Source organism: Aeromicrobium choanae (assembly GCF_900167475.1).
Classification (GTDB): domain Bacteria; phylum Actinomycetota; class Actinomycetes; order Propionibacteriales; family Nocardioidaceae; genus Aeromicrobium; species Aeromicrobium choanae.
Genome location: NZ_LT796768.1, coordinates 249,398 through 275,795, shown reverse-complemented (window position 1 = coordinate 275,795; position 26,398 = coordinate 249,398). Strand labels below are relative to the sequence as shown.

Below are 26,398 nucleotides of genomic sequence, written 5' to 3'. Positions count from 1 at the left end.
CCTGCCCGAAGGAGTCGTCATCCACGGCCGTGAGCCCCGGCTCGGCGGCCCGGAGTGGACCGAGCGCTACCGCGGTGCCGTGATGAACACGTTCGGCGACCCCCAGCGCGTCCTCGTGCGCGGCGAGGGGTCCCACGTCTGGGACGCCGACGGCAACAAGTACCTCGACCTGCTCGCGGGCATCGCCGTGAACGCGCTCGGTCACGGGCACCCGGCGATCCTCGAGGCGGTCACGCAGCAGCTGCAGACCCTCGGGCACATCAGCAACTTCTTCGCCTCGGCCCCGCAGGTCGAGCTCGCGGAGAGGCTGGTCGGGCTCCTGGGCGGCGAGGGTCGCGTGTTCTTCGCGAACTCCGGCACCGAGGCCAACGAGGCGGCGTTCAAGGCCACCCGTCGCACGGGCCGCACCACGATCGTGGCGGCCGAGGGCTCATTCCACGGGCGCACGATGGGCGCGCTCGCGCTGACCTCGAAGGCCGCCTACCGCGAGCCGTTCGAGCCCCTGCCCGGTGACGTCCGCTGGGTGCCGTACGGCGACGCCGACGCGCTGGCCGCGGCCGTCGACGACACGGTGGCCGCGGTCATCCTCGAGCCGATCCAGGGCGAGGCCGGTGTCATCGTGCCCCCGGCCGACTACCTCGCGGCGGCCCGCCGCATCACCTCCGAGCACGGCGCGCTGTTGTGGCTCGACGAGGTCCAGACGGGCATGGGCCGCACGGGCGACTGGTTCGGCCACACCCCGTCCGGCGTGACCCCCGACCTGGTCACCCTCGCCAAGGGCCTCGGCGGCGGCATCCCGATCGGTGCCTGCGTGGCGCTGGGCGACGCGGCCACCCTGCTCGGTCCCGGCAACCACGGCACCACCTTCGGCGGCAACCCCGTGGCCACGGCCGCGGCGCTGGCCGTCATCTCGACGATTGAGTCCGGGGGGCTGCTGGAGGCCACGCGCGTCCGCGGCGACCAGCTCGCCGACGGCCTCTCCCTCAACGCCCGGGTCGAGTCGGTCACCGGCCGCGGCCTGCTGCGGGGGGTCGTGCTGAGCGAGCCTCGCGCGGCCGAGGTGCAGAAGGCCGCGCTCGACGCCGGTCTCATCATCAACGCCCCCACGCCCGACCGCCTCAGGCTCGCGCCGCCGCTCGTCCTCAGTGAGGACGAGGCGGCCGACGCCGTGCGCACCCTCTCCACGATCATCGACGAGGTGCTGGCATGAGCGAGCGCCAGCGAGTGAACATCAGCACGGGCATGGCGTCGTCGCCGTACCATGCACTTCTGACGGAGGCGACGTCATGACGAGACACCTGCTCCGGGACGACGACCTGAGTACGGCCGAGCAGGCCGAGGTGTTGGCGCTCGCCGCCGAGCTCAAGGCCGAGCCGTACTCGCGCCGCCCGCTGACCGGGCCGCAGTCGGTGGTCGTGCTGTTCGACAAGTCGTCCACCCGCACCCGGGTCTCCTTCGCGGTGGGCATCGCCGACCTCGGCGGCAACCCCGTGGTGATGGACACCGGCGTCACCCAGGTGGGCCGCGGCGAGCCCATCGCCGACACGGCCCGCGTGTTCGGCCGGATGGCGAGCGCCGTCGTATGGCGAACCTACGCGCAGGCGGGCCTCGAGCAGATGGCCGAGCACGCGGGCGTGCCCGTGGTCAACGCGCTCTCCGACGACTTCCACCCGTGCCAGATCCTGGCCGACTGGCTCACCGTCATCGAGCACAAGGGCGCGCTGTCCGGACTGACGGTCGCCTACGTCGGTGACGGTGCCAACAACATGGGGCACTCCTACCTGCTCGGTGGCGCCACGGCGGGCATGCACGTGCGTGTGGGCGCTCCCGAGGGATTCCAGCCCGACCCGGCGATCGTCGCCGACGCCGAGCGGATCGCCGCGCAGACGGGTGGCTCGGTCGCCGTCACCGCCGACCCGGCCACCGCCGTGGCCGGCGCCGACGTGGTCATCACGGACACGTGGGTCTCGATGGGCCAGGAGGACGAGAAGGCCGAGCGGGTCGCGCTGTTCGGCGACTACTCCGTCACCGCCGAGCTCCTGGCCAAGGCCGATCCCGAGGCGATCGTGCTGCACTGCCTGCCGGCCTACCGTGGCCTGGAGATCGCCGCCGACGTCATCGACGGCCCGCAGTCGGTCGTGTGGGACGAGGCCGAGAACCGGGTCCACGCCCAGAAGGCGATCCTCGCCTGGCTCCTGGAGCACCCGTGATCTCGATACGACGTCTCGCTGCGCTCGCCGCCACTCGATCACCGGGACGGTCCCGGTGGTCGAGTAGCTCGGCGAGGAACGAGCCGGCCTATCGAGACCACACCGAGGTCCGCTCATGATCCCCGGCACCAAGGCCGCGCGCCAGGCGCTGATCGTCGACCTGCTCGGCACGTGCGACGTGCGCTCGCAGGGCGACCTCGTCGACCTGCTCCGCGAGCGCGGGGTCACGGCCACGGCGTCCACGGTGTCGCGCGACCTTGACGAGCTCGACGCGGTGCGCGTGCGCCAGGGCGACGGCAGCCTCGTCTACGCCGTGCCCTCCGAGGGCGGCGACCGCAGCGTCCGCGCGGCGCCCGACTCGTCGGCCGCCCAGGTCCGGCTGCAGCGGCTGCTGCGCGAGCTGCTGGTCTCGTCGCAGTCCTCGGCGAACCTCGTCGTCCTGCGCACCCCGCCGGGCGCCGCCCAGTTCCTGGCCTCCGCGATCGACCACGTGCAGATGAGCGAGACGCTCGGCACGATCGCCGGTGACGACACGGTGATGCTGATCGCCCGTGACCCGGCCGGCGGCGAGGCCCTCGCCGCCCACCTCACCTCCCTCGCCCGTAAGGTGCCCACCGATGACTGACTCTCCCGACCTGACGCCCGCCGTGCCCGGCCCCACCGACGTCGAGGCCGCCGACTCGCGGCTCTGGGGCGGCCGGTTCGCCTCGGGGCCGTCGCCCGAGCTGACGGCCCTGTCGCGGTCCACGCACTTCGACTGGCGCCTCGCCCCCTACGACCTGGCCGGCTCGCGGGCGCACGCCCGGGTGCTGCACTCCGCCGGCCTGCTGACCGACGACGACCTGACCTCGATGATGGACGGCATCGCCGCCCTCGACGGCGACGTGCGGTCGGGGGCGTTCCGTCCCGAGCCCGGCGACGAGGACGTCCACTCGGCGCTCGAGCGCGGTCTCATGGAGCGCCTCGGCGCCGACCTCGGCGGCCGCCTGCGCGCGGGCCGTTCGCGCAACGACCAGGTCGCCACGCTCTTCCGCGCCTACCTGCGCGACCACGCCCGCCAGGTCGCCTCGCTCGTGCGTGAGCTCGTCGAGGCGATCGCGGGACAGGCCGAGCGCCACCTCGGTGCGCCGATGCCCGGGCGCACACACCTCCAGCACGCCCAGCCGGTGCTGCTGTCGCACCACCTGCTGGCCCACGCGTGGCCGCTCGTGCGCGACCTCGACCGCCTGCGCGAGTGGGACGCCCGCGTGGGCTCGGAGTCCCCGTACGGCTCGGGCGCGCTGGCCGGCTCCTCGCTCGGCCTCGACCCCGAGGCGGTCGCGGCCGACCTCGGCTTCACCGGCTCGGCCGCCAACTCGATCGACGGCACCGCCGCGCGCGACTTCGTCGCCGAGTTCGCCTTCGTCGCCGCCCAGATCGGCGTCGACGTCTCGCGGCTCGCCGAGGAGATCATCATCTGGAACACGAAGGAGTTCGACTTCGTCACGCTGCACGACGGGTACTCCACCGGGTCGAGCATCATGCCGCAGAAGAAGAACCCCGACATCGCCGAGCTCGCGCGCGGCAAGGCGGGCCGGTTGATCGGCAACCTGTCGGGGCTGCTCGCCACGCTCAAGGCTCTGCCGCTGGCCTACAACCGCGACCTGCAGGAGGACAAGGAGCCGGTGTTCGACTCGATCGACACCCTCGAGGTCCTGCTGCCGGCGTTCACCGGGATGGTCGCCACGCTCGAGTTCAACACCGCCCGGATGGCGGCGCTCGCGCCGCAGGGCTTCGCGCTGGCCACCGACGTGGCCGAGTGGCTCGTGCGCGAGGGCGTCCCGTTCCGCGTGGCCCACGAGCTCTCGGGCGCGTGCGTCCGGGTGTGCGAGGAGCGCGGCATCGAGCTGTGGGACCTGACCGACGAGGACTTCGCGCAGATCTCGCCGCACCTGGCGAACGCCTCCGAGCCCGGGGGAGTGCGCGAAGTGCTGACCCTCGCCGGCTCCATCGCCTCGCGCGACGGCCGCGGCGGCACCGCCCAGGCGCGCGTCACCGAGCAGCTGGCCGAGCTCCGCTCGCGGCTCTGACGCGGGTCGAAGTTTCCCCGGTTAACAGGGGAATCCACCGCTATGCGGGGGAAGTTTCCCCCGCATAGCGAGGGGAAACCACGCACGGTCGAGGCTCAGGGACGCGTGGTCGCCGTGCCTCACCAGCGGTTGCGCGCCTCCTCGGCCCAGCCGACGAGACCGTCCAGCCGGTACTCCACGCCCTTGCCGCCGCGCGCCCATCCCGACCAGCGTCCGAAGGCCTGGTGGGTGCGCGACGCGATCACGCCCAGCTGGGTCGAGGCGACGCGACGGTGGAAGGGCGTCAGGACGGCCTCGACGTCGGGCCCCGTGACGGTCCATGGCGACTCCGGGTCCTCGAGGTCGTACTCCCATTGCAGGTCGTCGATCCAGTGGTGCAGGCGACCGTCGACGAACAGCCCGTTCTCGGTCTGCTCGGTCCCGTCGGTCCACTTCCCGCCGAGCTGCAGGCCGATCCGGCGCCCGGAGACCTCGCCGCTGCCGGCACCCCAGTTCCACGTCATGCGGTAGGGCCAGATGCCGCGGCCCCGGTCGAGCACGCCCCAGCCGGCCACCACGGCCTCGCGCTCGCCGTCGACCTCGATGGTGCCGCTGACGGGCCGGACGGGGTCCTTCAGCGTGTACTGGAAGCGGCGCGGGCTCCACGGCACGACGACCCCGAGCGCGTCGTCGCCGCCCTCCGCCTCCAGCGCGACCCTCACCCGCTCGTGGTCCACCCTCAGGCGCGTGCCCCGGCCGTGGTCGGCGAAGGTCAGCGGCCCGCTCGAAGCGGTGATCGGCGGCAGCGCGTCGGACAATCCAGGACGCAGGGGGCCCAGCTTCGTCGTGTCGAGGCTGACCTCGTGGCGGCGCAGCCGGTCGTAGGCGTAGACCTGCGTGAGGTTCGCGTAGTCGAGGTCGGCGATCGTCAGCCCGAGCACGAACCTGCGGGTGACGACGCCCCAGTACTCCCAGCGCTTCGTCCGGCCCGTCCACGGCAGGTCGGTGCGGTGCAGCGGTCGCCGGGTCCAGCCGACGGCCTCGGGGTTCAGGCGGCGGCCCACGGCCAGGTCGACGGGCTCGACGATCTCGGGCATGCCCGCAGCCTAGGGGGCACCGAGCGGTGTGAACGGCCGAGGAGGCACCGTCTCCGACGCCCCGGACCGTCACCGCGATGGCGACGCTGCGTGTACCGGGACGGGCGCCATCCTCTAATCTGGTGTCCATGGCTCGCCGCGTACTCCTCAAGCTCTCCGGTGAGGTCTTCGGAGGAGGTGCGATCGGCATCGACCCCGATGTCGTGAACGACGCCGCCTCCCAGGTCGCCACGGCCGTCCGCGAGGGAGTCCAGGTCGCGATCGTCGTCGGCGGCGGCAACTTCTTCCGCGGCGCCGAGCTGAGCCAGCGAGGCATGGAGCGCACGCGCGCCGACTACATCGGCATGCTCGGCACCGTCATGAACGCCCTCGCCCTGCAGGACTTCATCGAGAAGCAGGGCGTCGAGACCCGCGTGCAGTCCGCCATCGCGATGTCCCAGGTCGCCGAGCCCTACATCCCGCGCCGTGCGATCCGCCACATGGAGAAGGGCCGCGTCGTGATCTTCGGCGCCGGCGCCGGCATGCCGTACTTCTCCACCGACACGGTCTCGGCGCAGCGCGCCCTGGAGATCAAGGCCGACGTCGTGCTGATGAGCAAGAACGGCGTCGACGGCGTCTACGACTCCGATCCGCGCCGCAATCCCGAGGCCCAGCGCTTCGACAGCCTGACCTTCAACGAGGCCCTCCAGCGCAACCTGCAGGTCGTCGACGCGGCCGCCTTCGCGCTGTGCATGGAGAATGAGCTGCCCATGATGGTGTTCAACATGAACGACGAGGGTGCGGTCACACGGGCCCTGCGTGGTGAGATGATCGGAACACTCGTCCACGCGTGAGCGTGGGCACCCCCGACGATGCAACGGAGCATGACGTGATCGACGAGACACTGCGCGATGCCGAGACCCGGATGAAGAAGGCGGTCGAGCACACTCGCGACGAGTTCGAGGGAATCCGGACCGGACGCGCCCACCCGGCGATGTTCGCCCAGATCACCGCCGACTACTACGGCTCGCCCACGCCGCTGCAGCAGCTGGCCAGCTTCCAGGTCCCCGAGGCTCGCACCGTGATCATCGCGCCCTACGACGCCGGCGCGAAGCCCGCGATCGAGAAGGCCATCCGCGACTCCGACCTCGGCGTCAACCCGTCCGACGACGGCAAGGTGCTGCGCGTGACGCTGCCCGAGCTCACCGAGGAGCGCCGCAAGGAGTACATCAAGCTCGCCCGCTCCAAGGCCGAGGACGGCCGCATCGCGGTCCGCGGCGTGCGTCGCAGCGCCAAGCAGGCGCTCGACCGGGCCGAGAAGGACTCCGAGATCAGCAAGGACGACAACACCGGCGCCGAGAAGCGCCTCGACGGACTGACGAAGAAGCACGTCGACGAGATCGACGAGGCGCTGAAGTCCAAAGAGGCAGAGCTCCTTGACGTCTGAGGTTCCGACTCCCGACGCGGCAGGCGAGAAGAAGACCGGCCGCGCCGGCCGCGACCTCCGCGCGGCGATCACCGTGGGCGTCAGCCTCGTGGTCCTCGTGCTGCTGTCGCTGTTCTGGGTCAAGGATCTGTTCGTCGCGGTCGCGGCCGTCGCCCTGGTGGTCGCCGCGATCGAGATCTCCCGTGCCCTGGCCACGTCCGGGATCCGCGTGCCGCTGCCGCCCGTGCTGGTCGGCGGCCTGGCGATGCTGGTCGTGGCGTTCTACGACGAGATGGACACCGCCGCGGCGATCATGGCGCTCACCGTCATCGCCACCATGGCGTGGCGCCTGCGCTCGGGCAGCGACGGCTTCGTCCGCGACGCCACCGCCGGCATCTTCCTGCTGTCGTACCTGTTCCTCATGGGCGTGTTCGTCATGCGCATGCTGGCGCCGGACGACGGCACGTGGCGGGTCGTCGCGTTCATCCTGGTGACGATCGCCTCCGACATCGGCGGCTACGCCGCAGGCGTCCTGTTCGGCAAGCACCCGATGGCACCCACGATCTCGCCCAAGAAGTCCTGGGAGGGCTTCGCAGGATCCATGCTCGCCAGCGTCGCCGCGGGCATCCTGATCGTCGTCTACGCCCTCGAGGGCCCTTGGTGGGCCGGCCTCGTGCTCGGTGTCGCCGGCGTCTGCTTCGCCACCCTCGGCGACCTGTGCGAGTCGCTCATCAAGCGCGACCTCGGCATCAAGGACATGGGCGACCTGCTCCCCGGCCACGGCGGACTCATGGACCGGCTCGACTCGCTCATCGCCGTCGCGCCGGTGGCGTACCTGGTGATGTACCTCCTGGTCTGATCCATGACCGTCCTGCGTGACTACGCCGCCTCGGTGATCCAGCCGGCGTTGGGCCAGTCGGCTGCCCTCTACGACGAGGTGGCCAGTCCCGACGGCACTCTGCGCAACGCGTGGAAGCGGCTCGCGGCCGAGGCGGTCGACCTGACGCTGCCCGAGCTCACCCGCGTCGGTGACGAGATCGCGCGGCTGCTGGCCGACGAGGGCGCGGTCTACACGCCGCCCGGCGGCGCGCAGCGGTCGTGGCGGCTCGATCCCGTGCCGCTGGTCATCGCGGCCGAGGAGTGGGCCACGCTCGAGAAGGGCCTGGCCCAGCGGGCCGAGCTGCTCAACGCCGTCTCGCTCGACCTCTACGGCCCGCAGGAGCTGCTCTCCAGCGGCACCCTGCCGCCCAGCATCGTCTTCGGCCACAGCGGCTTCCTGCGGGTGGTGGCACGCGCGAGCGCCGACCACCGCCGCCAGCTCGTCGTCACGGGCACCGATCTGGGCCGCACTCCGACGGGGGAGTGGCAGGTCATCGCCGACCGGACGCAGGCTCCCTCGGGGATCGGCTTCGCGATGGAGAACCGCCGCGTGCTGTCACGCGTGCTGCCCGTCGCCTATCGCGAGGCGGGCCTGCACCGGCTGGCGCCGTTCTTCCAGGCCCTGCGAGCGTCCCTGACCCAGGCGGCGCCCCACGGGCGTGAGAACCCGCGCATCGTGGTGCTGTCGCCGGGCCCGACCTCGGAGACGGCCTACGACCAGGCGTTCATCGCCACCGCGCTGGGCTTCCCGCTCGTCGAGGGCAGCGACCTCGTCGCGCGCGACGGCTCCATCTGGATGCGGGTGCTCGGCCGCCTCGAGCGGGTCGACGTCGTGCTGCGCCGCGTCGACGCCGAGTGGAGCGACCCCCTGGAGCTGCGCGGGGAGTCGCAGCTGGGCGTCACCGGCCTCACCGAGGCGGTCCGCCGCGGCACGGTCACCGTGGTCAACGGCCTCGGCTCGGGTGTCCTGGAGAACGCCGCGATGCTGCCGTTCATGTCGGCGATGTGCGAGCGGCTGCTCGACGAGCCGCTGCGACTGGCCGGCGTCCCCACCGTCTGGGCGGGCACGCGCGAAGGCCGCGACCAGCTCCTGGACCGGCTCGACGAGCTCGTGGTGCGCCGGATCGACGCGCCGTTCGAGGTCGCCGGGCTGTCGCGCGCCGAGCTCGTCGCCGCCATCACCGCGGAGCCGCACCGCTACGTGGGCCAGGAGGTGGCCGCCGTCTCGGTCTCGCCCACCCTGGACCGGGGACGCCTGCAGCCCCACGCGGTCACCCTGCGGGCCTTCACGCTGCGGCACGGGTCCAGCTACCGTCCGATGATCGGCGGGCTGGCCACCGTCGCTCCCGTGGGCACCTCGCCCGACGAGATCAGCACCAGCAAGGACGTCTGGGTGCTCAAGGAGTCGCCGGAGGAGCCCGACCAGGGCCTGCTCGACACCGCGCCGGTCGCCCACGCCCGCGCTCCGCTGACCCCCGTGCCGCGCGTGCTCGACGACCTCTTCTGGCTCGGCCGGTACGCCGAGCGGGTGGAGGACCTGCTGCGGCTGGCGATCGTCACGCACGAGCTGGCGGAGGACTTCCAGGGTCGTCCGCGCTCCAGCGGCGGACAGACCCTCGCCGTGGTCGCGCGGCTGCTGCGTTCCCTCAGCCCGTCGTCGCACGACTCCGTCGACTTCGAGGGCGACCTGCGCTCCATGCTGCTCGACGCCCACCGCTCCGGCTCCGTCGCGCAGACGGTGGCGCGGCTCAAGGAGATCGCCCAGAGCGTGCGCGACCAGGTCTCGCCCGACCTGTTCCGCGTCTTCGGCGCGATGGACCGGGCCCGGGGAGCGCTGGCGGCCAACCCGCACGGCTGGCAGATCGGCGAGAGCGCCGGCCGTATGCTCACCGACATCCTCGCGCTGCACGGCGTCACCGGGAACATGGTCCGCGACGAGGGCTGGCACCTGATGGAGATCGGGCGGGGGATCGAGCGCAGCCTCCAGCTGTGCCACCTGATCGGCCCCACGCTCTCGGTGCGCCGCGGCATCGACGTCGATCGGAACGTCCACAACGCCGTCCTCCAGGCCGCCGAGAGCGCCATCACCCACCGCCGTCGGCACCGTGGTGTGGTGAGGGGCGCGTCCGTGCTCGACCTGCTGCTGCTCGACGAGTCGAACCCGCGCTCCCTGCTGTTCAACCTGCGCGCCATCGACGCCTCGCTGGCGACGCTGCCGGGGTCGAGCGGCTCCACGCGGCCCGAGCGCCTCGTGGACGACCTGCTGGAGGAGCTGGACCGGCTCGACGTCGCGGCGCTGATGGCGATCGACGGCGAGAACCGGCCGAACTTCGTGCGGTTCGCGCAGGCCACGGCGCAGCAGCTGATGCGACTGTCCGACGCGGTGGCCGAGGTCCACTTCGCCACCGGTCCCACGCCGCGCTCCCTGGCCTTCGCCACGGTGGGGGCGGGCTCATGAGGTACCGCGTGTGGCACCGCACCACGTACACGTACGACGACGACGTCTCGAACAGCTACGGTCTGGCCCACGTCGTGCCGAGGCCCTCGTCGTGGCAGCAGGTGGAGTCGGTCGACGTGCGCATCGAGCCCACGCCCGGCGACACCTCCCGCGACACCGACTACTACGGCAACACCGTCACGTACTTCCAGGTCACCGACCCGCACCGCACGCTCGTCGTGGACGCCACGAGCGAGGTCGAGGTGCAGGTGCCGGTGCACGATGCCGAGGCGCTGGCCACGCCGTGGGAGCTCGCCCGCCCGGCCGAGCGATCCGACGTCGAAGGGGCGTGGCGCGCCGTCGACCTCGCGCTGCCGTCGGCGCTGGTCGACCAGACCGAGCAGGCGCGCGCCTACGCCGCCGTGTCGCTGACTCCCGGGCGCCCGGTCGGCGAGGCGGTCACCGACCTGATGCACCGGATCCACGCCGACTTCCGCTACGACAAGACCGCCACCACGGTGACGAGCCGGATCGACGACGTCTTCGAGCAGCGGGCCGGCGTCTGCCAGGACTTCGCCCACCTGACCCTTTCGTGCCTGCGGTCGCACGGTCTGGCCGTGGCCTACGTCAGCGGCTACCTCGCCACCACCCCGCCGCCGGGCAAGGAGCGTGTCGTCGGTGCCGACGCCTCGCACGCGTGGGCGGCCGTGTGGTTGCCCGACGGCAGCTGGCTCGCGCTGGACCCGACGAACGACCACTGGGCCGACGACCGGTACGTCACGGTCGCGTGGGGTCGCGACTACAAGGACGTCCCGCCGGTGAAGGGCATCATCTACACCGACGCGCGGTCCTCCACCCTCGACGTGCAGGTGGACGTGGCCCCGCTCGCGTGATCTCGGCCTCGGCGGCCGTGTCGGACTGGCGCCCAGGCGCTCGCGGGGGAAGGGTGGGGTCGTGCGTGCCTTCGAGTGTCGTCAGTGCGGCAACCCCCTCTACTTCGAGAACTCCACGTGCGTCTCCTGTGGCACGAAGCTCGGGTTCTCCCGCGAGGAGAAGGCGATCGTGCCGGTCGACGACCGCGGGAGGTACGTCGACGCCGAGGGGCTCGTCTGGTGGCTCTGCGCCAACCGCGAGCTCTCGGCCTGCACCTGGCTCACCCGCTTCGAGGGCTCGCTGTGCTTCAACTGCGGGCTCACCCGCACGCGCCCGGCCGATTCCGATGCCGAGGGCATGCGAGCGTTCCCGGCGGCGGAGTCGGCGAAGCGCCGGCTGATCGTCGAGCTGGACGCGCTCGAGCTGCCGATCGTCACGCGCGCCGAGGACCCGAACGCCGGCCTCGCGTTCGACCTCCTGTCGAGCGCGAACGTGCCGGTGACGACGGGACACCAGAACGGCATCGTCACGATCGACCTGGCCGAGGGCGACAGCGTGCACCGCGAGCGGCTGCGCCGGGACCTCGACGAGCCCTACCGCACCCTGCTGGGGCACTTCCGCCACGAGACCGGGCACTACTACGAGGAGCAGCTGGTCCACGGCGATCTCCGCCAGCGCGCCCGCGAGCTGTTCGGCGACGAGCGCCAGGACTACGGCGAGGCCCTCGACCGGCACTACGCGCAGGGTCCACCGAAGGGGTGGCGCGACCGGTACATCAGCGCGTACGCCACGATGCACCCGTTCGAGGACTTCGCCGAGACGTTCGCGCACGTCCTGCACATCGCCGACACCATCGAGACCGCCCAGTCCTTCGGGCTCACCGGCGTCGACACGGGCGCCTTCCGGTCGTTCCGTGATCTGGTGACCGGTGTCTGGATCCCGCTGTCGGTCGCGCTGAACCAGATCAACCGCTCGATGGGCAAGGACCCGCTCTACCCGTTCGTGATCGCCGGACCGGTGCTGGACAAGCTCGAGTTCGTCGCCTCGCTATCACCGCGCTACCGCTCGCTCTGAGGAGCCGCGCCGCGGATTCGTTGCGGGTGGGCGCCATCTGGGACACTGGAGGCATGGCCAACGAGGTGAATGTCGCGGACGTCAATCCGAAGCCGCTGCCCCTCGTGATGGCACCGGCCCGCGGGCGGGGCAAGCCGCCGCGCCACCTCGCCGACCTCTCGGGCGACGAGCGCAAGGCCGCGGCCGAGGAGCTCGGGCTCAAGCCGTTCCGGGTCAAGCAGGTCGCGCACCACTACTACGCGCGCCACGAGCGCGACCCCGAGCTGATGACCGACCTCCCGGCGAAGGAGCGCGACGCGATCGTCGGTGCGCTGCTGCCGCCGCTGCTGTCGCAGGTGCGCGTGCTCGAGGCCGACAAGGGCACCACCCGCAAGACGCTGTGGCGCCTGTTCGACAACGCGCTGGTCGAGTCGGTGCTGATGCGCTACCCCGACCGCGCCACGATCTGCGTCTCCAGCCAGGCCGGCTGCGGCATGGCCTGCCCGTTCTGCGCCACCGGCCAGGGCGGCCTGCAGCGCAACATGAGCACGGCCGAGATCATCGACCAGGTCGTCGACGCCGCCCACCAGATGTCCTCCGGCGCGATTCCGGGTGGCCCCGGCCGGTTGTCGAACGTGGTCTTCATGGGCATGGGCGAGCCGATGGCCAACTACAAGGCCGTCATCGGCGCCGTCCGCCGCATGGTGGCGCCCGCGCCCGACGGCCTGGGCATGAGCGCCCGCAACATCACCGTCTCCACCGTGGGCCTCGTGCCGCGGATGCGTCAGCTGGCCGAGGAGGGCATCCCGGTCACCCTCGCGCTCAGCCTGCACGCGCCCGACGACGAGCTGCGCAACGAGCTGGTCCCGATCAACAACCGCGCCAGCGTCGCCGAGACGGTCGAGGCCGCGTGGAACTACGCGAAGACCACGAAGCGCCGCGTCTCGATCGAGTACGCGATGATGCGCGACATCAACGACCAGGCTTGGCGCGCCGACATGCTGGGCGACGTCCTGAACTCCTACGGCGACTGGGGCTGGGTGCACGTCAACCTCATCCCGCTGAACCCGACGCCCGGCTCGATGTGGACCGCATCGCGCCGCGAGGACGAGCGCGAGTTCGTCCGCCGCCTCGAGGCCAAGGGCATCCCGACGACGGTCCGCGACACCCGCGGCTCCGACATCGACGGCGCCTGCGGCCAGCTCGCCGCCGCCGAGTAGCAACACCCCGCCCCGCCCCCACTTTTGGAAGCGGATTCACCTGATGCGCGTCGGGTGACGTGAATTCGTCTCCAAAAGTGGGCTGGGTGGGTCCGCGCCGGTCGACGCTCACGCTTCTCTCTTGGCTCTGTCGTCGTCGAGGTCCATACTGTTCACGTCTGGCGCATTCCGCGTCAGGAAGTGAACCCGAGACCCGTCCGGACGGACGTGGCGCTCGGGTTTCGCGTTTCTCAGACCGTACGGACGTCGCTGACCACGGGGTTCACCCGTCGCCGCCAGTCCCCGCCGCGCGCCCAGCACCAAGCGATCACGTCGGGCAGTGCCAGCAGAGGTTGCATGCCGAGCGACTGGTGGCTGTACGTGACGGATGGCGACCTGGCATCGCGTACCGCGGCGGACAGAGTCCTCGCGTCGCGTGCGATCAGCGTCTGGTCGAGGTCCAGGATCAGATGGGCGGCGCCCTCAGGAGCCGCCAGTGCGACGAGATCTCGAAGGGCCCGCTCGCGACGCACCAGTTCCGATTCGGGGCCACGACCGGCATCGAGCACCCAGGCGCGGACGCCGGCATGACGCAGGTCGCAGACGACTGCGGCAATCTGACTTCGTCGGCGGGGTGCTCTCGTTCTTCATGTGGAGCGCGCGTTGTCCGGGAAGGACCAGATTCCCGAGCGCTCTTCGGGACACGTTGAGTGCCGCGTCCGGGCACGCGACCGCGACGACCACATAGCCCTTGGCCTTGGTCTCGTCGACGAAGAAGTGAGTGCCCACGCCCGGAGCATCTCGCGCGAGGCCGACAGCGATCCGCGACTCGGGGGTCGCAGACGGCTGCCCTCAGAGGCGGCCGGCGTCGTGCATCGTGATGGCCACCTGCACGCGGTTGGTGGCGTCGAGCTTGGCGAAGATCCGCGAGATGTGCGCCTTCACCGTGGCCAGGCTCATGAACAGCTCGCCGGCGATCTCGGCGTTGGAGCGGCCCTGTCCGACGGCACGGGCGACGTCCAGCTCACGCTCGGTCAGCGTGGCGACGAGCCGCTCGGCGTCGGTCCGGCGGTGGTCGGTCGAGTCGGCGGTGACCTGGCGGATCAGGTTCTGGGTCACGGCGGGCGACAGCATCGGCTCGCCGGCCATGACGGCCTCGATCGCCTTGACGATCCGCGGGGGAGGGGTGTCCTTCAGCAGGAAGCCCGCCGCGCCCGCGGCGAGCGCCCGCACGACGTGGTCGTCGGCGTCGAACGTCGTGAGCACCAGGACCTTGGGTGCGCGCGGCTCCGCGGAGATCGCACGGGTCGCCTCGATGCCGTCCATCACGGGCATGCGCAGGTCCATCAGCACGAGGTCCACGGGCTGCTCGCGCACGGCCGCCACGGCCTCGCGTCCGTTCGCCGCCTCGGCGACGACCTCGATCGTCTTCGCGCCCCCGAGGATCAGGGCCAGGCCGGCGCGGACGAGCGGGTCGTCGTCGGTCAGCAGGACTCGGGTCAGGCGCTCCACGGCAACCACACTCTCAGGACGTGGTGGCCGGACACCATCCCATGGTGCAGCCGGCCACCGGCGAGCTCGGCACGCTCGGTCAGGCCCACCAGTCCGAGGCCGGATGCCGGGAAGTCGGGCGATCGGCCGCCGGCCGGCAGGGGGTTGGACACCTCGATCACCAGGCCGTCGTCCGAGCCGCCCGTCACCAGCAGCGTGACGCGCGCGTGCGGCGCGTGCTTCGAGGCGTTGGTCAACCCCTCCTGCACCACGCGGTAGGCGGTGCGCCCGATCAGGTCGGGGATCGTGGCCGGATCGATCCGGTCGTCGTACTGCAGGTTCATGCCGGACTCCCGGAACTGCGCGACGAGTCCGGCGATGGCGCCGGCGGTGGGCTGGGGCGGCTCGGGGGCGCCGTCGCCGACGTCGTCACGCAGCACGCCGAGCACCTCCCGCAGCTCGATCAGCGCGAGCCGCGAGGTCTGCTCGATGACGGAGGCGGTGCGCTTGATCTCCTCGGCCGCGAGGTCGTCGCGGAAGGTGAGGGCGCCGGCGTGCATCGTCACCATCGAGATCCGGTGGGCGAGGACGTCGTGCATCTCGCGGGCGATGCGGGCACGCTCGGCCGTGCGTGCTTGGGAGACTCGCGCGGCCTGCTCGGACTCGGCGCGCTCGGCGCGCTCCTTCAGCGTGGCCAGCAGCTCGCGCCGCGAGCCCACGTACATGCCCCAGCCCACGGTGACGCCGACGATGGCCACCACGAACCCGGCGCTGAACAGGCGCAGGCCGGGGTCGGTGGTGGGATCGATGCCCACGAAGATGAAGGCCCCGACGAGGGTGGCGGCGCTCACCGGGATGATCTCCCGCCAGCGCCGGCGGGTGGAGAGCGAGAACAGCGCCAGCGTGGCCGGACCGCCGGCCGTGGTCGCGAACGCGCTCGAGAGGTTGGTGATCACGCCCACCGTGACGGGGTACCGCCGTCGCCAGAACACCAGGACGAAGCTGGCGAGCCCCACGGTCAGGTCGAGCCACCACCACCAGCGGGCGTTCTCCCACTGCCACAGGAACACCGGCGACCAGGCCACGGCCGAGATGGAGATCACCAGGACCGTCCGCCACGTGTGTCCCCAGACCGTGAGGGGCGGGGGCGGGGGCGTCACCGCCTCAGGATAGGTGGGCCGCGATCCACGTCGCATCGACCCGAGGACCGGCCGACCCCCTACTTTCGGCTAGCAGGAAAAGCGTGTCGGGGGCTGTCTGGTGTCGGTCGGACACGGCAGGGTGGACCCATGATCGAAGTCCAGAGTCTGTCCAAGTCGTACGGCGACTTCCGCGCCGTCGACGACGTCTCGTTCGTGTGCCGGCCAGGGCGCGTCACCGGGTTCCTCGGACCCAACGGTGCCGGCAAGTCCACGGCGATGCGCATGATCGCCGGCCTGACGCGTCCCACCGGCGGCACCGCGACCGTCGGCGGCTCGGCGTACGCCGACATCCCCAACCCCGCCACGCAGGTCGGCGTGCTGCTCGACGCCTCGGCCCAGCACGGCGGCCGCACCGGTCGCGAGGTGCTCGTCATCGGCGCCCGCGCCATGGGCCTGCCCATGACGCGCGTCGACGAGATGCTCGCCCTGGTCGGCCTCACGCCGAAGGAGGCCAAGCGCCGCGTCCGCAACTACTCGCTCGGCATGCGCCAGCGTCTCGGCATCGCCCACGCGCTGCTGGGCGACCCGAAGGTCCTCATCCTCGACGAGCCGGCGAACGGCCTCGACCCGGCCGGCATCCACTGGATGCGCCAGCTGCTGCGCGACTACGCCAACCGCGGCGGCACCGTGATGCTCTCGTCCCACCTGCTGCACGAGATCCAGATCATCGCCGACGACCTCATCGTCATCGGTCACGGCCGGATCGTCGCCAGCGGCACGAAGGACGAGCTGCTGAAGACCGCCGGCACCCGGGTCCGCGCCCGCGACCAGGTCGCCCTCGTCGAGGCCCTCACGGCCGCGGGCCTGGAGTCGATCCTCGCGTCCGACGCGATCACGTCGCCGGCGTCGCCCGAGGAGGTCGGCCTGGCCGCCGCGAAGGCCGGGGTTCCCCTGCTCGAGCTGCGCGAGGCCGACGGAGCGGGCCTGGAGGCCATGTTCCTGCAGCTCACCGCCGAAGACCAGCGCGATCTCATCGCCACCGAAGGAGTCCAGTCATGAGCACCACCACGACCGGGTCGACGATCGACCTGTCCCGCCCCGCGATCCCGTTCGCGCGCGAGGTGAGGGTCGAGCTGCGCAAGATGTTCGACACCCGGGGAGGCCTGTGGCTGTTCATCATCACGGGCGGACTCCTGCTGCTGGCCATGGCGCTCACGCTGCTCGTGCTGGCCCTCAACGACGACGTGACGATCACGGCCTCGGGCTTCGCCCAGATCATGACCATCCCGCTGTCGATCCTGCTCCCGGTGTTCGCGATCCTCACCGTGAGCAGCGAGTGGAGCCAGCGCACGCACCTGACCACCTTCACGCTGCAGCCCAACCGCGGGCGCGTCATCGGTGCGAAGTTCGCCGCCGTCACGCTGCTCGCCCTCGGCACGCTCGTGCTGGCGGCCGTCTTCGGTGCCCTCGGCAACGTCCTCTACGGCCTGCTGACCGACCACGATGTCGTCTGGAACCTCACGGGCAAGGAGCTGTTGTGGACCGTCGTGCTGCAGTTGGCGTTCTTCTGGATGGCGTTCGCGTTCGCGTCGCTGCTGCTGAACACGCCGGCCGCGGTGGCCAGCTTCTACGTCGTCGCGCTGATCCTGCCGGTCGTGGCGTACCCCATCTTGATGGCGCTCTTCGGCTGGGCGCGTGACCTGCTGCCGTGGCTGGACTTCAACTACGCGGCCACGCCGCTCATCGCGGGCGAGGACGTCATGGGCGAGCCGGTCGACGTGGGAGCGCTGGAGTACCTGCGCTTCGCGTTCACCTTCTGCCTCTGGGTGGTCCTGCCGGGCGTGCTGGGCTTCCTGAGGATCCAGCGCACCGAAGTGAAGTGAGGCCGAGCCGTCCGCGCGGTGGTCGATCGCTAGGTTGGATCGCATGTCCGACCTGCTGACCACCGCGCGCGACGGCGACGTCGTCGTGCTGACCCTGCGCCGGCCCGACCGGCGCAACGCCCTCAACCTGGCGCTGTGCCGCGAGCTGCACGAGGCGGCGACCGTTGCGGTCGAGCAGGGCGCGCGCGTCCTCGTCGTGACCGGCGAGGGGTCGGCCTTCTGCGCCGGCGCCGACCTCGACGGCGTCTACGGCGACGAGTTCATCGAGGCGCTCTACCGGATGCTGCACCACCTGGCGAAGGTGCCGGTGCCCGTCATCGCCGCCGTCAACGGCCCGGCGATCGGCGCGGGCACGCAGCTCGCGATCGCCTGCGACCTGCGCGTGGTGGACGAGCGCGCCAGGTTCGCCGTCCCCACCGCGCGCAACGGCATGGCGGTCGACGCGTGGACGATCCGCACGCTGGCCGACCTCGCCGGCACGGGGCGCGCCCGCCGCGTCATGCTCGCGGCCGACACCATCGACCGCGACGAGGCGCTGGCCTGCGGACTGGCCGATCGCGCGGGAACCCTCGACGACGCGATCGCCTGGGCCCACGAGATCGCCCGCCTCGCACCGCTGACGCTGGCCCACAACAAGCTCGTCCTGAACGGCTCGACCGACGACGACGAGCGCATCACGCAGAGCTTCGACGACGTCTGGGCCAGCGAGGACGTCAAGGAGGCGGCCCTCGCCCGTACGGAGAAGCGCGAGCCGATCTTCAGGGGGAACTGATGGCACGACCGCAGAGCATCGCCTTCCGGGCCCTGGACTCCCACGTCGTCGCGGGGCGGGCCGACGAGCTCGCGCTCGTCACGCCGGCCGGCTCACTCTCGTACGCGCAGCTCCTGCACGAGTCGGCGTCGCTCGCCGGCGGCCTGCGCGACCTCGGCCTGCGTGCCGGGGCGCCCGTGCGGCTCTCGGTTCCCGACCGCCACACCTGGGTCGTGAGCGTGCTGGCCGTCGTGCGCCTGGGCGCCGAACCCTCGGGCGACGCCTCGTTCACGATCGAGGGCGATCCCGCCACGATCCACGACGGCGAGGAGGAGTACGAGTTCGATCTCGTCCTGCGCGCCGGCCGCGTGGACCCGGCTCCGGCCGCGGTGCACGACGAGGGCGACTACGGCGAGCGGATGGAGCGCACGTACGGCGACGTGCTGGCCGCCCTCCTGCACGGCGGCACGCTGACCTGATCGGTTCGCGGGGGACGGCCCCGCGTTCGCCCGCCGGTGCCACAATGGACCCCATGAGTTCGCGGGTGGTCGTCCTGGGCTCCACCGGGTCGATCGGCACGCAGGCGCTCGACGTGGTGCGAGCCAATCCGGACCGGTTCGACGTGGTGGCGCTGGCCGCTGGAGGCGCCGATCCGGCGACCCTGGCTTCCCAGGCGATTGAGTTCGACGTCGAAGTGGTCGCGGTCGCCAACGCCACGTCCGCGCAGGACGTGCAGCTGGCCCTCTACGCGGAGGCGCAGCGACGCGGCTGGTCGGCGGGGGAGTACCGCCTGCCCCGGCTCGTCACCGGCCCCGAAGCGGCCGTCCAGGCCGCGCGCGTGCCCGCCGACACGGTCCTCAACGGCATGACCGGCGCGGTCGGCCTGATGCCCACGCTGGCCGCGCTGGAGACCGGTGCCACGCTCGCGCTGGCGAACAAGGAGTCCCTCATCATCGGCGGCGACCTCGTGCTCGACGCCGCGAAGCCCGGCCAGCTGGTGCCGGTCGACTCCGAGCACTCCGCGCTGGCCCAGGCCCTGCGAGGCGAGGAGCCCGAGGACGTGAGCCGGCTCGTGCTGACGGCCAGCGGCGGTCCGTTCCGCGGCCGCACCCGCGAGGAGATGCGCGACGTCACGCCCGAGCAGGCGGCGGCACACCCCACGTGGGACATGGGCCCGGTCATCACGATCAACTCGGCCACGCTCGTCAACAAGGGCCTCGAGGTCATCGAGGCGCACCTGCTCTTCGGGATCGGCTACGACCGGATCGAGGTCGTCGTGCATCCCACCTCGGTGGTCCACTCGATGGTCGAGTTCGTCGACGGCTCCACCATGGCGCAGGCGTCCCCGCCCGACATGCGTCTGCCGATCGCGCTCGGCCTGGCGTGGCCCCGCCGGGTCCCCGGTGCCGTCCCGGCCTGCGACTGGAGCGCGCCCACCGCGTGGGAGTTCTTCCCGCTCGACGACTCGGCGTTCCCGGCGATCCGGGTCGCCCGCCGTGCCGGAGAGTTCGGACGCACCGCCCCCGCCGTGTTCAACGCCGCCAACGAGGTCTGCGTCGACGCCTTCGTGGCCGGCGAGCTCGACTTCCTCGGCATCGTCGACACTGTCGCGGAGATCGTCGACGACCACCTCGCCGACCCCGACGCCGCCGCAGGGGACCTGTCGGTCGCCCGCGTCCTCGAGGCCGACGCGCGCGCCCGCGATCGCGCTCGCGAGGTCGTGGCCTCACGGGCCGAGGTGACCAGCCGATGATGTACGCCCTCGGAGTCGTCCTCTTCCTCCTCGGCGTGGCGGTCTCGATCGCGCTGCACGAGGTCGGGCACATGTGGCCCGCGAAGAAGTTCGGCGTCAAGGTCACGCAGTTCTTCGTCGGCTTCGGCCGCACCGTCTGGTCGGTCAAGCGTGGCGAGACCGAGTACGGCCTCAAGGCCATCCCGCTCGGCGGCTTCGTGAAGCTCGTCGGCATGCTCCCGCCCGAGAGCGAGCAGCGCGACCGCGAGGGCCACCTCGTCGTGCGCTCCTCGAACACCGGACTGTTCACGCAGATGGCGTCCGACGCCCGGGCCGCGGAGTACGAGGACATCGACCCGTCCGAGGAGGACCGCCTCTTCTACCGCAAGCCGTGGTGGCAGAAGGTCATCGTCATGGCAGGCGGGCCCACGGTGAACCTGTTCATCGCCACCCTGCTGTTCTCGATCTCGTTCATGGCGTTCGGGGTGCCCACGCCGACCACCACGGTCTCGGCGGTGTCCGACTGCGCGATCACCGACGCCGAGGCCGGCCGCGCGTGCACCGACGCCGACCCCGTCACCCCGGCGCGCCAGGCCGGCCTCGAGCCGGGCGACGTGCTGACGACCTTCAACGGCGAGCCGCTCGACGACTGGACCGAGGTCACCTCGCTGATCCGCAGCAACGGCGACAGCGAGGCCACGATCGGGTTCGAGCGCGACGGCGCCGAGCGCGAGGTCACGGTCAACACGTCGGTCCTCGCGCGGGCCTCCGTCGACGACCCCGAGCGCACGGAGAACGTGGGCTTCCTCGGAGTCTCGCCGACGTTCGTCACCGAGCGCCAGGGCCCGGGCTTCGTCGTCGTCCAGATGGGCGACATGATCGGCGCCACCGCGAACGCGCTGGTCCACCTGCCGGTGCGCATGGTCGACGTCGCCAAGGCGGCGTTCGGTGCCGAGCGCGACGCCGAGGGCCCGGTCAGCGTGGTCGGCGCCAGCCGGGTCGCGGGAGAGCTCGTCACCTACGACGACCCCACGTGGGCCGAGCGCACGCAGCGCCTCATCAGCCTGCTGGCCAGCCTCAACCTGTTCCTGTGGCTGTTCAACCTGATCCCGCTGCTGCCGCTCGACGGCGGGCACATCGCCGGCGCCCTGTGGGAGCAGATCCGCCGCACGATCGCCCGCCTGCGAGGGCGGCCCGATCCGGGCTTCGTGGACGTCGCGAAGATGCTGCCGGTCGCCTATGGGGTTGGGCTCGTCCTTATAGTCATGGGTGTGGTCCTGATCTATGCCGACATCGTCAATCCGGTGAGGCTCTCGTGACCGGCATCGACCTCGGAATGCCCGAGGCCCCGCCGCCGGTGCTCGCCCCCCGCCGTCCCACCCGCAAGATCAAGGTGGGCTCGATCGACGTGGGCGGTGACGCCCCCGTCTCGGTGCAGTCGATGACCACCACGCTGACCTCCGACATCAACTCCACGCTGCAGCAGATCGCCGAGCTGACCGCCGCCGGCTGCGACATCGTGCGCGTCGCGTGCCCCAGCCAGGACGATGCCGAGGCCCTGCCCGCGATCGCGAGGAAGTCGCAGATCCCGGTCATCGCCGACATCCACTTCCAGCCCAAGTACGTGTTCGCCGCGATCGACGCCGGCTGTGCCGCGGTGCGCGTCAACCCGGGCAACATCCGCAAGTTCGACGACCAGGTCGGCGCGATCGCCAAGGCTGCCAAGGACGCGGGCGTCTCGCTGCGCATCGGCGTCAACGCCGGCTCGCTCGACAAGCGCCTGCTGGAGAAGTACGGCAAGGCCACCCCCGAGGCGCTCGTCGAGTCGGCCGTCTGGGAGGCCTCGCTCTTCGAGGAGCACGACTTCCACGACTTCAAGATCTCGGTCAAGCACAACGACCCCGTCGTGATGGTGCGCGCCTACGAGATGCTCTCCGAGCGCGGCGACTGGCCGCTGCACCTGGGCGTCACCGAGGCGGGTCCCGCCTTCCAGGGCACCATCAAGAGCGCCACCGCGTTCGGTGCGCTGCTCAGCAAGGGCATCGGCGACACGATCCGCGTCTCCCTCTCGGCCCCGCCGGTCGAGGAGGTCAAGGTCGGCATCCAGATCCTGCAGTCGCTCAACCTGCGCCCCCGCAAGCTCGAGATCGTCTCGTGCCCGTCGTGCGGGCGAGCCCAGGTCGACGTCTACACGCTGGCCGAGCAGGTCACGGCCGGTCTCGACGGCCTCGAGGTGCCGCTGCGCGTCGCCGTCATGGGCTGCGTCGTCAATGGTCCGGGCGAGGCCCGCGAGGCCGACCTCGGCGTCGCGTCGGGCAACGGCAAGGGCCAGATCTTCGTCAAGGGCGAGGTCATCAAGACCGTGCCCGAGAGCCAGATCGTCGAGACCCTCATCGAAGAGGCGATGCGCATCGCCGAGACGATGGAGCCGGTCGACGGCGGCTCGGCATCCGTCTCTGTCTCCTGAAGTCCTCGATCCCTCGTCTGACGCACGGGTAGGCTTTCGTCCATGACCGAGGTCTGCGATCCGCCCGCAGCGACGTCCTCCTATGTGAGGCCGTTGGGCCGCGCCGACCTCGATCTCATCCACGAGGTGCTCGATCGCGAGCCGCTCGTCGACATGTTCGTGCGCCATCGCGTCGACTCCACCCGCCTCGACCGTCGCTGGTTCGGCGCGGAGCTGTGGGGCTACTTCGAGGACGGCGAGGCCGTCTCGCTGCTGCACGTCGGGGCCAACGTCGTCCCGGCCCAGGCCACGCCCGCGGCGATCGAGGCGTTCAGCGACCGACTGCTCACCCACGGCCACAAGCCCAGCTCGCTCGTCGGTCCGGCCAAGGCCGTCCTGCCGCTGTGGGACCGCGTCAAGCACGAGTGGGGCCCGGCCCGCTCGCCGCGACCCAACCAGCCGTTCATGGTGCTCAAGCACGACAGCGACGTCCCGCTCGACCCGCGGGTGCGTCCGGTCGGGATCGACCAGGTCGACACGCTCTACCCGGCGTGCGTGGCGATGTTCACCGAGGAGGTCGGGATCCATCCCGAGTCGGTGGGCTCGCCGAGCGGCTACCGCGCCCGCGTCACCCAGCTGGTGACGATGGGCTGGTCCTACGCGATCATCGAGGACGGCACGGTGCTGTTCAAGACCGAGGTGGGCGCCGCGACCGACACCGGGTGCCAGCTCCAGGGGGTGTGGGTGCACCCCGACCTGCGGGGCACCGGCGTCGCCGCGCCGGCCCTCGCCTCGGTGATCCGCCAGGTGCGTCGTTCCGTGGCGCCCGCCGTCACCCTCTACGTCAACTCCCACAACGTCCCTGCCCTTCGGACCTATCAGCGTGTCGGCTTCCGCCACGTCGAGACGTTCGCCTCGATCCTGCTCTGAGAGGTCCCATGACCCGCCGTACCGACCTGGCGCTCGTCGCCGTCCCCTTCGCCGTCTCCGGCGTCATCCACCTCGTGCGGCCCCAGGTCTTCGAGCGGATCGTGCCGCGGTTCCTGCCACGCCACCGCGAGCTGGTGCTGGCCTCCGGCGTGGCCGAGCTGGTCTGCGCGGCGGCCGTGATCGCTCCGCCCACCCGCCGCGTCGGCGCGCTGGCGTCCGCGGGCCTGCTGGCCGCGGTGTTCCCGGCGAACGTGCAGATGGCGGTCGACGTGGTCGGCAGCCGCCGGGCCTCTCCGGCCTACAAGGCCGGCGTCGTCGCGCGCCTGCCGCTGCAGTGGCCGCTGATCCGGGCGGCGCTCAACCTCGCGCGCTCCGCACGCTCCTGAACCCGTCGGGCGGCCACGGCGGCCCGCATTGAGGGTAGTCAGCAGCCACTTTTGGTGTCATTGTCCGCCCATGACCAGCGACCGACCCGCAATTCCTGCCGACTTGGAGCGAGCGCTTTTCGCGGAGAGCGGTTATCGCTGCGCCGTCCCTGCATGCGGCGTCACATCACCTCTGCAAGTCGAACACATCGTTCCTTGGGCTCAGGTTCAAGAGCACGCCTTCGAGAACATGATCGTGCTCTGTGCGAATCATCATGGGCAGAAGAAGATTGGCGGCGGTCCTCGCCAGCTTGACCAGAAGGCACTCCGAACGATTAAGCACAACCTCGCACGTCTGAATGGGCGGTTTGGTGATGTTGAGCGCCGCGTGCTCGACTACTTCGTTGAGAACGCAGAGGAGGAATCGCTCAAGTTGCCTGGGCACATGGAAGTGCTTCTCATGCGACTGATTTCGGACGGGCTCTTGGATGGTCCTGAAATGGCGGGAGGAATGGCGTTGGGGGACAAGGTGCTGATGCGGAACGACAAGTACACGCTCACGGACGCGGGACGCGAGGTAGTGGCTCAGCTCCGAGATGCGATGTCACTCGACTAGGTAGCGGAGTCAATCCGACGCCTCCTGAACCCGTCGGGCGGCCACGGCGGCCGGTGCCCCAGCCGATAACCTCGTGCCATGCGCATGAGCCAGCTGTTCCTCCGAACCCTGCGCGACGATCCCGCCGATGCCGAGGTGCCGAGCCACAGGCTGCTCGTCCGCGCCGGCTACGTGCGTCGCGTCGCCCCCGGCATCTACTCGTGGCTGCCGCTGGGACTGCGGGTGCTGGCGAAGGTCGAGGCGATCGTCCGTGAGGAGATGGCCGCCATCGGTGGCCAGGAGGTGCGCTTCCCGGCGCTGCTGCCGCGCGACCCCTACGAGGCCACCGACCGCTGGACCGAGTACGGCGACAACCTCTTCCGGCTGAAGGACCGCCGCGGCAACGACATGCTGCTCGGTCCCACGCACGAGGAGATGTTCACCCTGCTGGTGAAGGACACGTTCTCGTCCTACAAGGACCTGCCGGCGATCCTCTACCAGATCCAGACGAAGTACCGCGACGAGGCGCGTCCGCGCGCGGGCATCCTGCGCGGCCGCGAATTCATCATGAAGGACTCGTACTCGTTCGACGTCACCGACGAGGGCCTCGAGCAGGCCTACCAGGCCCACCGTGCCGCCTACATCCGCGTGTTCGACCGGCTGGGCTTCGACTACGTGATCGTCCAGGCCGACTCCGGTGCGATGGGCGGCTCGGCGAGCGAGGAGTTCCTCGTCGTCTCCGAGACCGGCGAGGACACGTTCGTCCGCTCGCCCGGCGGCTACGCGGCCAACGTCGAGGCCGTCACGACCGTGGTGCCCGAGACGATCCCGTTCGACGGCCTCCCCGCCGCGCACGCCGAGCAGACGCCCGACACGCCCACGATCGAGACTCTCGTCGACCACGCGAACGCCGCGTTCCCGCGGGACGACCGTCCGTGGACGGCCGCCGACACGCTCAAGAACGTGCTCGTGATGCTGCGCCACCCGGACGGCTCCACCGAGCCGCTGGCGGTCGGCCTGCCCGGCGACCGCGAGGTCGACACGAAGCGGCTCGAGGCCCAGGTGTCGCCCGCCGAGATCGAGCCGTTCGACGACGCCGCGTTCGCGAAGCACCCGGCGCTGGCCAAGGGCTACATCGGCCCTGGCGTGCTCGGTACCGAGAACGCCACGGGCATCCGCTACCTCACCGACCCGCGCGTCGTCGACGGCTCGAGCTGGATCACCGGCGCCGACGTGAACGGCTCCCACGTCTTCGATCTCGTGGCCGGCCGCGACTTCACCTCCGACGGCACGATCGAGGCCGCCGAGGTGCGTCCCGGCGATCCCGCGCCCGACGGATCGGGTCCGCTCGAGCTGGCCCGCGGCATGGAGATGGGCCACATCTTCCAGCTCGGCCGCAAGTACGCCGAGCGGCTCGGCCTGCAGGTGCTCGACGAGAACGGCAAGCTCGTCACCGTCACGATGGGCTCGTACGGCGTCGGCGTCTCGCGCGCCGTGGCCGCCGTGGTCGAGGGCTCGTACGACGAGTCGGGCATCGTCTGGCCCAAGGAGGTCGCACCGTTCGACGTGCACCTCGTGGTGGCCGGCAAGGCGCCCGAGCTGTTCGAGGGCGCCGACGCCATCGTCGCCGACCTCGAGACCGCCGGGTTCGACGTGCTCTACGACGACCGGCCGAAGATGTCACCCGGCGTGAAGTTCAAGGACGCCGAGCTGATCGGCGTGCCGACGATCGTCGTCGTGGGCAAGGGCCTGGCCGACGGTGTCGTCGAGCTGAAGGACCGCGCCACCGGCGAGCGCACCGACGTGCCCGTGAGCGAGCTCGTCGCCACCCTCATCGCGCGCGCCTGACGACTGCCGCGCCC

The 26,398-nt window shown here is 71.2% G+C and carries 26 protein-coding genes; 22 read left to right on the top strand and 4 right to left on the bottom strand.

The window, feature by feature from the left end; genetic code table 11:
• The first annotated feature begins 1 nt into the window (after position 1).
• The 4 genes from B5D60_RS01290 to argH all read left to right on the top strand — a co-directional run bounded on the left by B5D60_RS01290 (position 2) and on the right by argH (position 4,279).
• On the top strand, positions 2–1,210 hold the full coding sequence (locus tag B5D60_RS01290) for an acetylornithine transaminase (protein ID WP_269456885.1): 1,209 nt from the start codon (positions 2–4) through the stop codon (positions 1,208–1,210).
• 76 nt (positions 1,211–1,286) lie between these two features.
• A complete protein-coding gene (argF, locus tag B5D60_RS01285; RefSeq protein ID WP_078698470.1) occupies positions 1,287–2,210 on the top strand; it encodes an ornithine carbamoyltransferase in 924 nt (307 codons plus the stop codon).
• A gap of 115 nt (positions 2,211–2,325) precedes the next feature.
• Positions 2,326–2,835, top strand: a complete 510-nt coding sequence (locus B5D60_RS01280) for an arginine repressor (RefSeq protein ID WP_078698469.1) — start codon at positions 2,326–2,328, stop codon at positions 2,833–2,835.
• Complete coding sequence (gene argH / locus B5D60_RS01275) at positions 2,828–4,279, top strand: argininosuccinate lyase (RefSeq protein WP_078698468.1); 1,452 nt, start codon at positions 2,828–2,830, stop codon at positions 4,277–4,279. Before B5D60_RS01280 ends, argH begins: the two co-directional genes overlap by 8 nt.
• A 119-nt stretch (positions 4,280–4,398) precedes the next feature.
• Here the strand turns inward: argH and B5D60_RS01270 are convergent, their stop codons facing one another.
• Positions 4,399–5,355, bottom strand: a complete 957-nt coding sequence (locus tag B5D60_RS01270) for a DUF2804 domain-containing protein (RefSeq protein WP_078698467.1) — start codon at positions 5,353–5,355, stop codon at positions 4,399–4,401.
• A 128-nt stretch (positions 5,356–5,483) separates the two neighbouring features.
• On the opposite strand from B5D60_RS01270, the gene pyrH reads away from it, so the two are divergent.
• The 7 genes from pyrH (at position 5,484) to rlmN (ending at position 13,222) form a co-directional block, all read left to right on the top strand.
• Positions 5,484–6,188 (top strand): UMP kinase, encoded by a 705-nt coding sequence (gene pyrH / locus B5D60_RS01265; RefSeq protein ID WP_172806220.1) that lies wholly within the window; start codon positions 5,484–5,486, stop codon positions 6,186–6,188.
• 38 nt (positions 6,189–6,226) lie between these two features.
• Positions 6,227–6,781 (top strand): ribosome recycling factor, encoded by a 555-nt coding sequence (gene frr, locus B5D60_RS01260; protein ID WP_197684435.1) that lies wholly within the window; start codon positions 6,227–6,229, stop codon positions 6,779–6,781.
• Positions 6,771–7,619, top strand: coding sequence for a phosphatidate cytidylyltransferase (locus B5D60_RS01255; RefSeq protein ID WP_078698465.1), 849 nt, complete (start codon positions 6,771–6,773; stop codon positions 7,617–7,619). The genes frr and B5D60_RS01255 overlap by 11 nt, the downstream gene beginning before the upstream one ends.
• Positions 7,620–7,622: 3 nt before the next feature.
• A complete protein-coding gene (locus tag B5D60_RS01250; protein WP_078698464.1) occupies positions 7,623–10,097 on the top strand; it encodes a circularly permuted type 2 ATP-grasp protein in 2,475 nt (824 codons plus the stop codon).
• On the top strand, positions 10,094–10,969 hold the full coding sequence (locus B5D60_RS01245; protein ID WP_078698463.1) for a transglutaminase family protein: 876 nt from the start codon (positions 10,094–10,096) through the stop codon (positions 10,967–10,969). Before B5D60_RS01250 ends, B5D60_RS01245 begins: the two co-directional genes overlap by 4 nt.
• A 61-nt stretch (positions 10,970–11,030) precedes the next feature.
• Complete coding sequence (locus B5D60_RS01240) at positions 11,031–12,023, top strand: zinc-binding metallopeptidase family protein (RefSeq protein WP_078698462.1); 993 nt, start codon at positions 11,031–11,033, stop codon at positions 12,021–12,023.
• A gap of 53 nt (positions 12,024–12,076) precedes the next feature.
• Positions 12,077–13,222, top strand: coding sequence for a 23S rRNA (adenine(2503)-C(2))-methyltransferase RlmN (gene rlmN, locus B5D60_RS01235; protein ID WP_078698461.1), 1,146 nt, complete (start codon positions 12,077–12,079; stop codon positions 13,220–13,222).
• Positions 13,223–13,452: 230 nt separating this feature from the next.
• On the opposite strand, the gene B5D60_RS01230 is transcribed toward rlmN, so the two are convergent.
• The 3 genes from B5D60_RS01230 to B5D60_RS01220 form a co-directional block, all read right to left on the bottom strand.
• Entirely contained in the window at positions 13,453–13,770 is a 318-nt protein-coding gene (locus B5D60_RS01230) for a hypothetical protein (RefSeq protein WP_153302824.1), read from the bottom strand.
• Positions 13,771–14,053: 283 nt separating this feature from the next.
• Positions 14,054–14,713 carry a response regulator gene (locus B5D60_RS01225; RefSeq protein WP_331712495.1) on the bottom strand — a complete coding sequence of 220 codons (660 nt, stop codon included), beginning with the start codon at positions 14,711–14,713 and terminating at the stop codon, positions 14,054–14,056.
• The gene (locus B5D60_RS01220) at positions 14,701–15,852 is read right to left on the bottom strand and encodes a sensor histidine kinase (RefSeq protein WP_231948938.1); all 1,152 of its coding nucleotides are present in this window, start codon (positions 15,850–15,852) and stop codon (positions 14,701–14,703) included. Before B5D60_RS01220 ends, B5D60_RS01225 begins: the two co-directional genes overlap by 13 nt.
• Before the next feature lie 129 nt (positions 15,853–15,981).
• Between B5D60_RS01220 and B5D60_RS01215 the strand changes: the two genes are divergently transcribed.
• The 11 genes from B5D60_RS01215 (at position 15,982) to B5D60_RS01165 (ending at position 26,384) form a co-directional block, all read left to right on the top strand.
• Positions 15,982–16,893, top strand: coding sequence for an ABC transporter ATP-binding protein (locus B5D60_RS01215; RefSeq protein ID WP_078698458.1), 912 nt, complete (start codon positions 15,982–15,984; stop codon positions 16,891–16,893).
• A complete protein-coding gene (locus tag B5D60_RS01210; RefSeq protein ID WP_078698457.1) occupies positions 16,890–17,717 on the top strand; it encodes a hypothetical protein in 828 nt (275 codons plus the stop codon). The genes B5D60_RS01215 and B5D60_RS01210 overlap by 4 nt, the downstream gene beginning before the upstream one ends.
• A 43-nt stretch (positions 17,718–17,760) precedes the next feature.
• Entirely contained in the window at positions 17,761–18,489 is a 729-nt protein-coding gene (locus tag B5D60_RS01205; protein ID WP_078698456.1) for an enoyl-CoA hydratase, read from the top strand.
• On the top strand, positions 18,489–18,947 hold the full coding sequence (locus B5D60_RS01200; protein WP_078698455.1) for an AMP-binding protein: 459 nt from the start codon (positions 18,489–18,491) through the stop codon (positions 18,945–18,947). Before B5D60_RS01205 ends, B5D60_RS01200 begins: the two co-directional genes overlap by 1 nt.
• 53 nt (positions 18,948–19,000) lie before the next feature.
• Positions 19,001–20,221, top strand: a complete 1,221-nt coding sequence (dxr, locus tag B5D60_RS01195) for a 1-deoxy-D-xylulose-5-phosphate reductoisomerase (protein ID WP_197684360.1) — start codon at positions 19,001–19,003, stop codon at positions 20,219–20,221.
• The gene (locus B5D60_RS01190; protein ID WP_078698453.1) at positions 20,218–21,519 is read left to right on the top strand and encodes a M50 family metallopeptidase; all 1,302 of its coding nucleotides are present in this window, start codon (positions 20,218–20,220) and stop codon (positions 21,517–21,519) included. Before dxr ends, B5D60_RS01190 begins: the two co-directional genes overlap by 4 nt.
• A 17-nt stretch (positions 21,520–21,536) precedes the next feature.
• Positions 21,537–22,667 carry a flavodoxin-dependent (E)-4-hydroxy-3-methylbut-2-enyl-diphosphate synthase gene (gene ispG, locus B5D60_RS01185; RefSeq protein WP_078701219.1) on the top strand — a complete coding sequence of 377 codons (1,131 nt, stop codon included), beginning with the start codon at positions 21,537–21,539 and terminating at the stop codon, positions 22,665–22,667.
• A gap of 42 nt (positions 22,668–22,709) precedes the next feature.
• A complete protein-coding gene (locus tag B5D60_RS01180; protein ID WP_078698452.1) occupies positions 22,710–23,576 on the top strand; it encodes a GNAT family N-acetyltransferase in 867 nt (288 codons plus the stop codon).
• Between the two features lie 8 nt (positions 23,577–23,584).
• Positions 23,585–23,962 carry a DoxX family protein gene (locus B5D60_RS01175; RefSeq protein ID WP_078698451.1) on the top strand — a complete coding sequence of 126 codons (378 nt, stop codon included), beginning with the start codon at positions 23,585–23,587 and terminating at the stop codon, positions 23,960–23,962.
• Between the two features lie 70 nt (positions 23,963–24,032).
• Positions 24,033–24,557: an HNH endonuclease gene (locus tag B5D60_RS16650; RefSeq protein ID WP_153302823.1), complete on the top strand. Its 525-nt coding sequence runs from the start codon at positions 24,033–24,035 to the stop codon at positions 24,555–24,557.
• Positions 24,558–24,641: 84 nt separating this feature from the next.
• Positions 24,642–26,384 carry a proline--tRNA ligase gene (locus B5D60_RS01165; RefSeq protein WP_172806400.1) on the top strand — a complete coding sequence of 581 codons (1,743 nt, stop codon included), beginning with the start codon at positions 24,642–24,644 and terminating at the stop codon, positions 26,382–26,384.
• The last annotated feature ends 14 nt before the right edge of the window (positions 26,385–26,398 follow it).

Coding starts and splice junctions, on each gene's coding strand:
- argF (WP_078698470.1), top strand. CDS start 1,287: ATGACGAGACACCTGCTCCGGGACGACGACCTGAGTACGGCCGAGCAG.
- B5D60_RS01280 (WP_078698469.1), top strand. CDS start 2,326: ATGATCCCCGGCACCAAGGCCGCGCGCCAGGCGCTGATCGTCGACCTG.
- argH (WP_078698468.1), top strand. CDS start 2,828: ATGACTGACTCTCCCGACCTGACGCCCGCCGTGCCCGGCCCCACCGAC.
- B5D60_RS01270 (WP_078698467.1), bottom strand. CDS start 5,355: ATGCCCGAGATCGTCGAGCCCGTCGACCTGGCCGTGGGCCGCCGCCTG.
- pyrH (WP_172806220.1), top strand. CDS start 5,484: ATGGCTCGCCGCGTACTCCTCAAGCTCTCCGGTGAGGTCTTCGGAGGA.
- B5D60_RS01250 (WP_078698464.1), top strand. CDS start 7,623: ATGACCGTCCTGCGTGACTACGCCGCCTCGGTGATCCAGCCGGCGTTG.
- B5D60_RS01245 (WP_078698463.1), top strand. CDS start 10,094: ATGAGGTACCGCGTGTGGCACCGCACCACGTACACGTACGACGACGAC.
- rlmN (WP_078698461.1), top strand. CDS start 12,077: ATGGCCAACGAGGTGAATGTCGCGGACGTCAATCCGAAGCCGCTGCCC.
- B5D60_RS01215 (WP_078698458.1), top strand. CDS start 15,982: ATGATCGAAGTCCAGAGTCTGTCCAAGTCGTACGGCGACTTCCGCGCC.
- B5D60_RS01210 (WP_078698457.1), top strand. CDS start 16,890: ATGAGCACCACCACGACCGGGTCGACGATCGACCTGTCCCGCCCCGCG.
- B5D60_RS01205 (WP_078698456.1), top strand. CDS start 17,761: ATGTCCGACCTGCTGACCACCGCGCGCGACGGCGACGTCGTCGTGCTG.
- B5D60_RS01200 (WP_078698455.1), top strand. CDS start 18,489: ATGGCACGACCGCAGAGCATCGCCTTCCGGGCCCTGGACTCCCACGTC.
- dxr (WP_197684360.1), top strand. CDS start 19,001: ATGAGTTCGCGGGTGGTCGTCCTGGGCTCCACCGGGTCGATCGGCACG.
- B5D60_RS01190 (WP_078698453.1), top strand. CDS start 20,218: ATGATGTACGCCCTCGGAGTCGTCCTCTTCCTCCTCGGCGTGGCGGTC.
- ispG (WP_078701219.1), top strand. CDS start 21,537: ATGCCCGAGGCCCCGCCGCCGGTGCTCGCCCCCCGCCGTCCCACCCGC.
- B5D60_RS01180 (WP_078698452.1), top strand. CDS start 22,710: ATGACCGAGGTCTGCGATCCGCCCGCAGCGACGTCCTCCTATGTGAGG.
- B5D60_RS01175 (WP_078698451.1), top strand. CDS start 23,585: ATGACCCGCCGTACCGACCTGGCGCTCGTCGCCGTCCCCTTCGCCGTC.
- B5D60_RS16650 (WP_153302823.1), top strand. CDS start 24,033: ATGACCAGCGACCGACCCGCAATTCCTGCCGACTTGGAGCGAGCGCTT.
- B5D60_RS01165 (WP_172806400.1), top strand. CDS start 24,642: ATGAGCCAGCTGTTCCTCCGAACCCTGCGCGACGATCCCGCCGATGCC.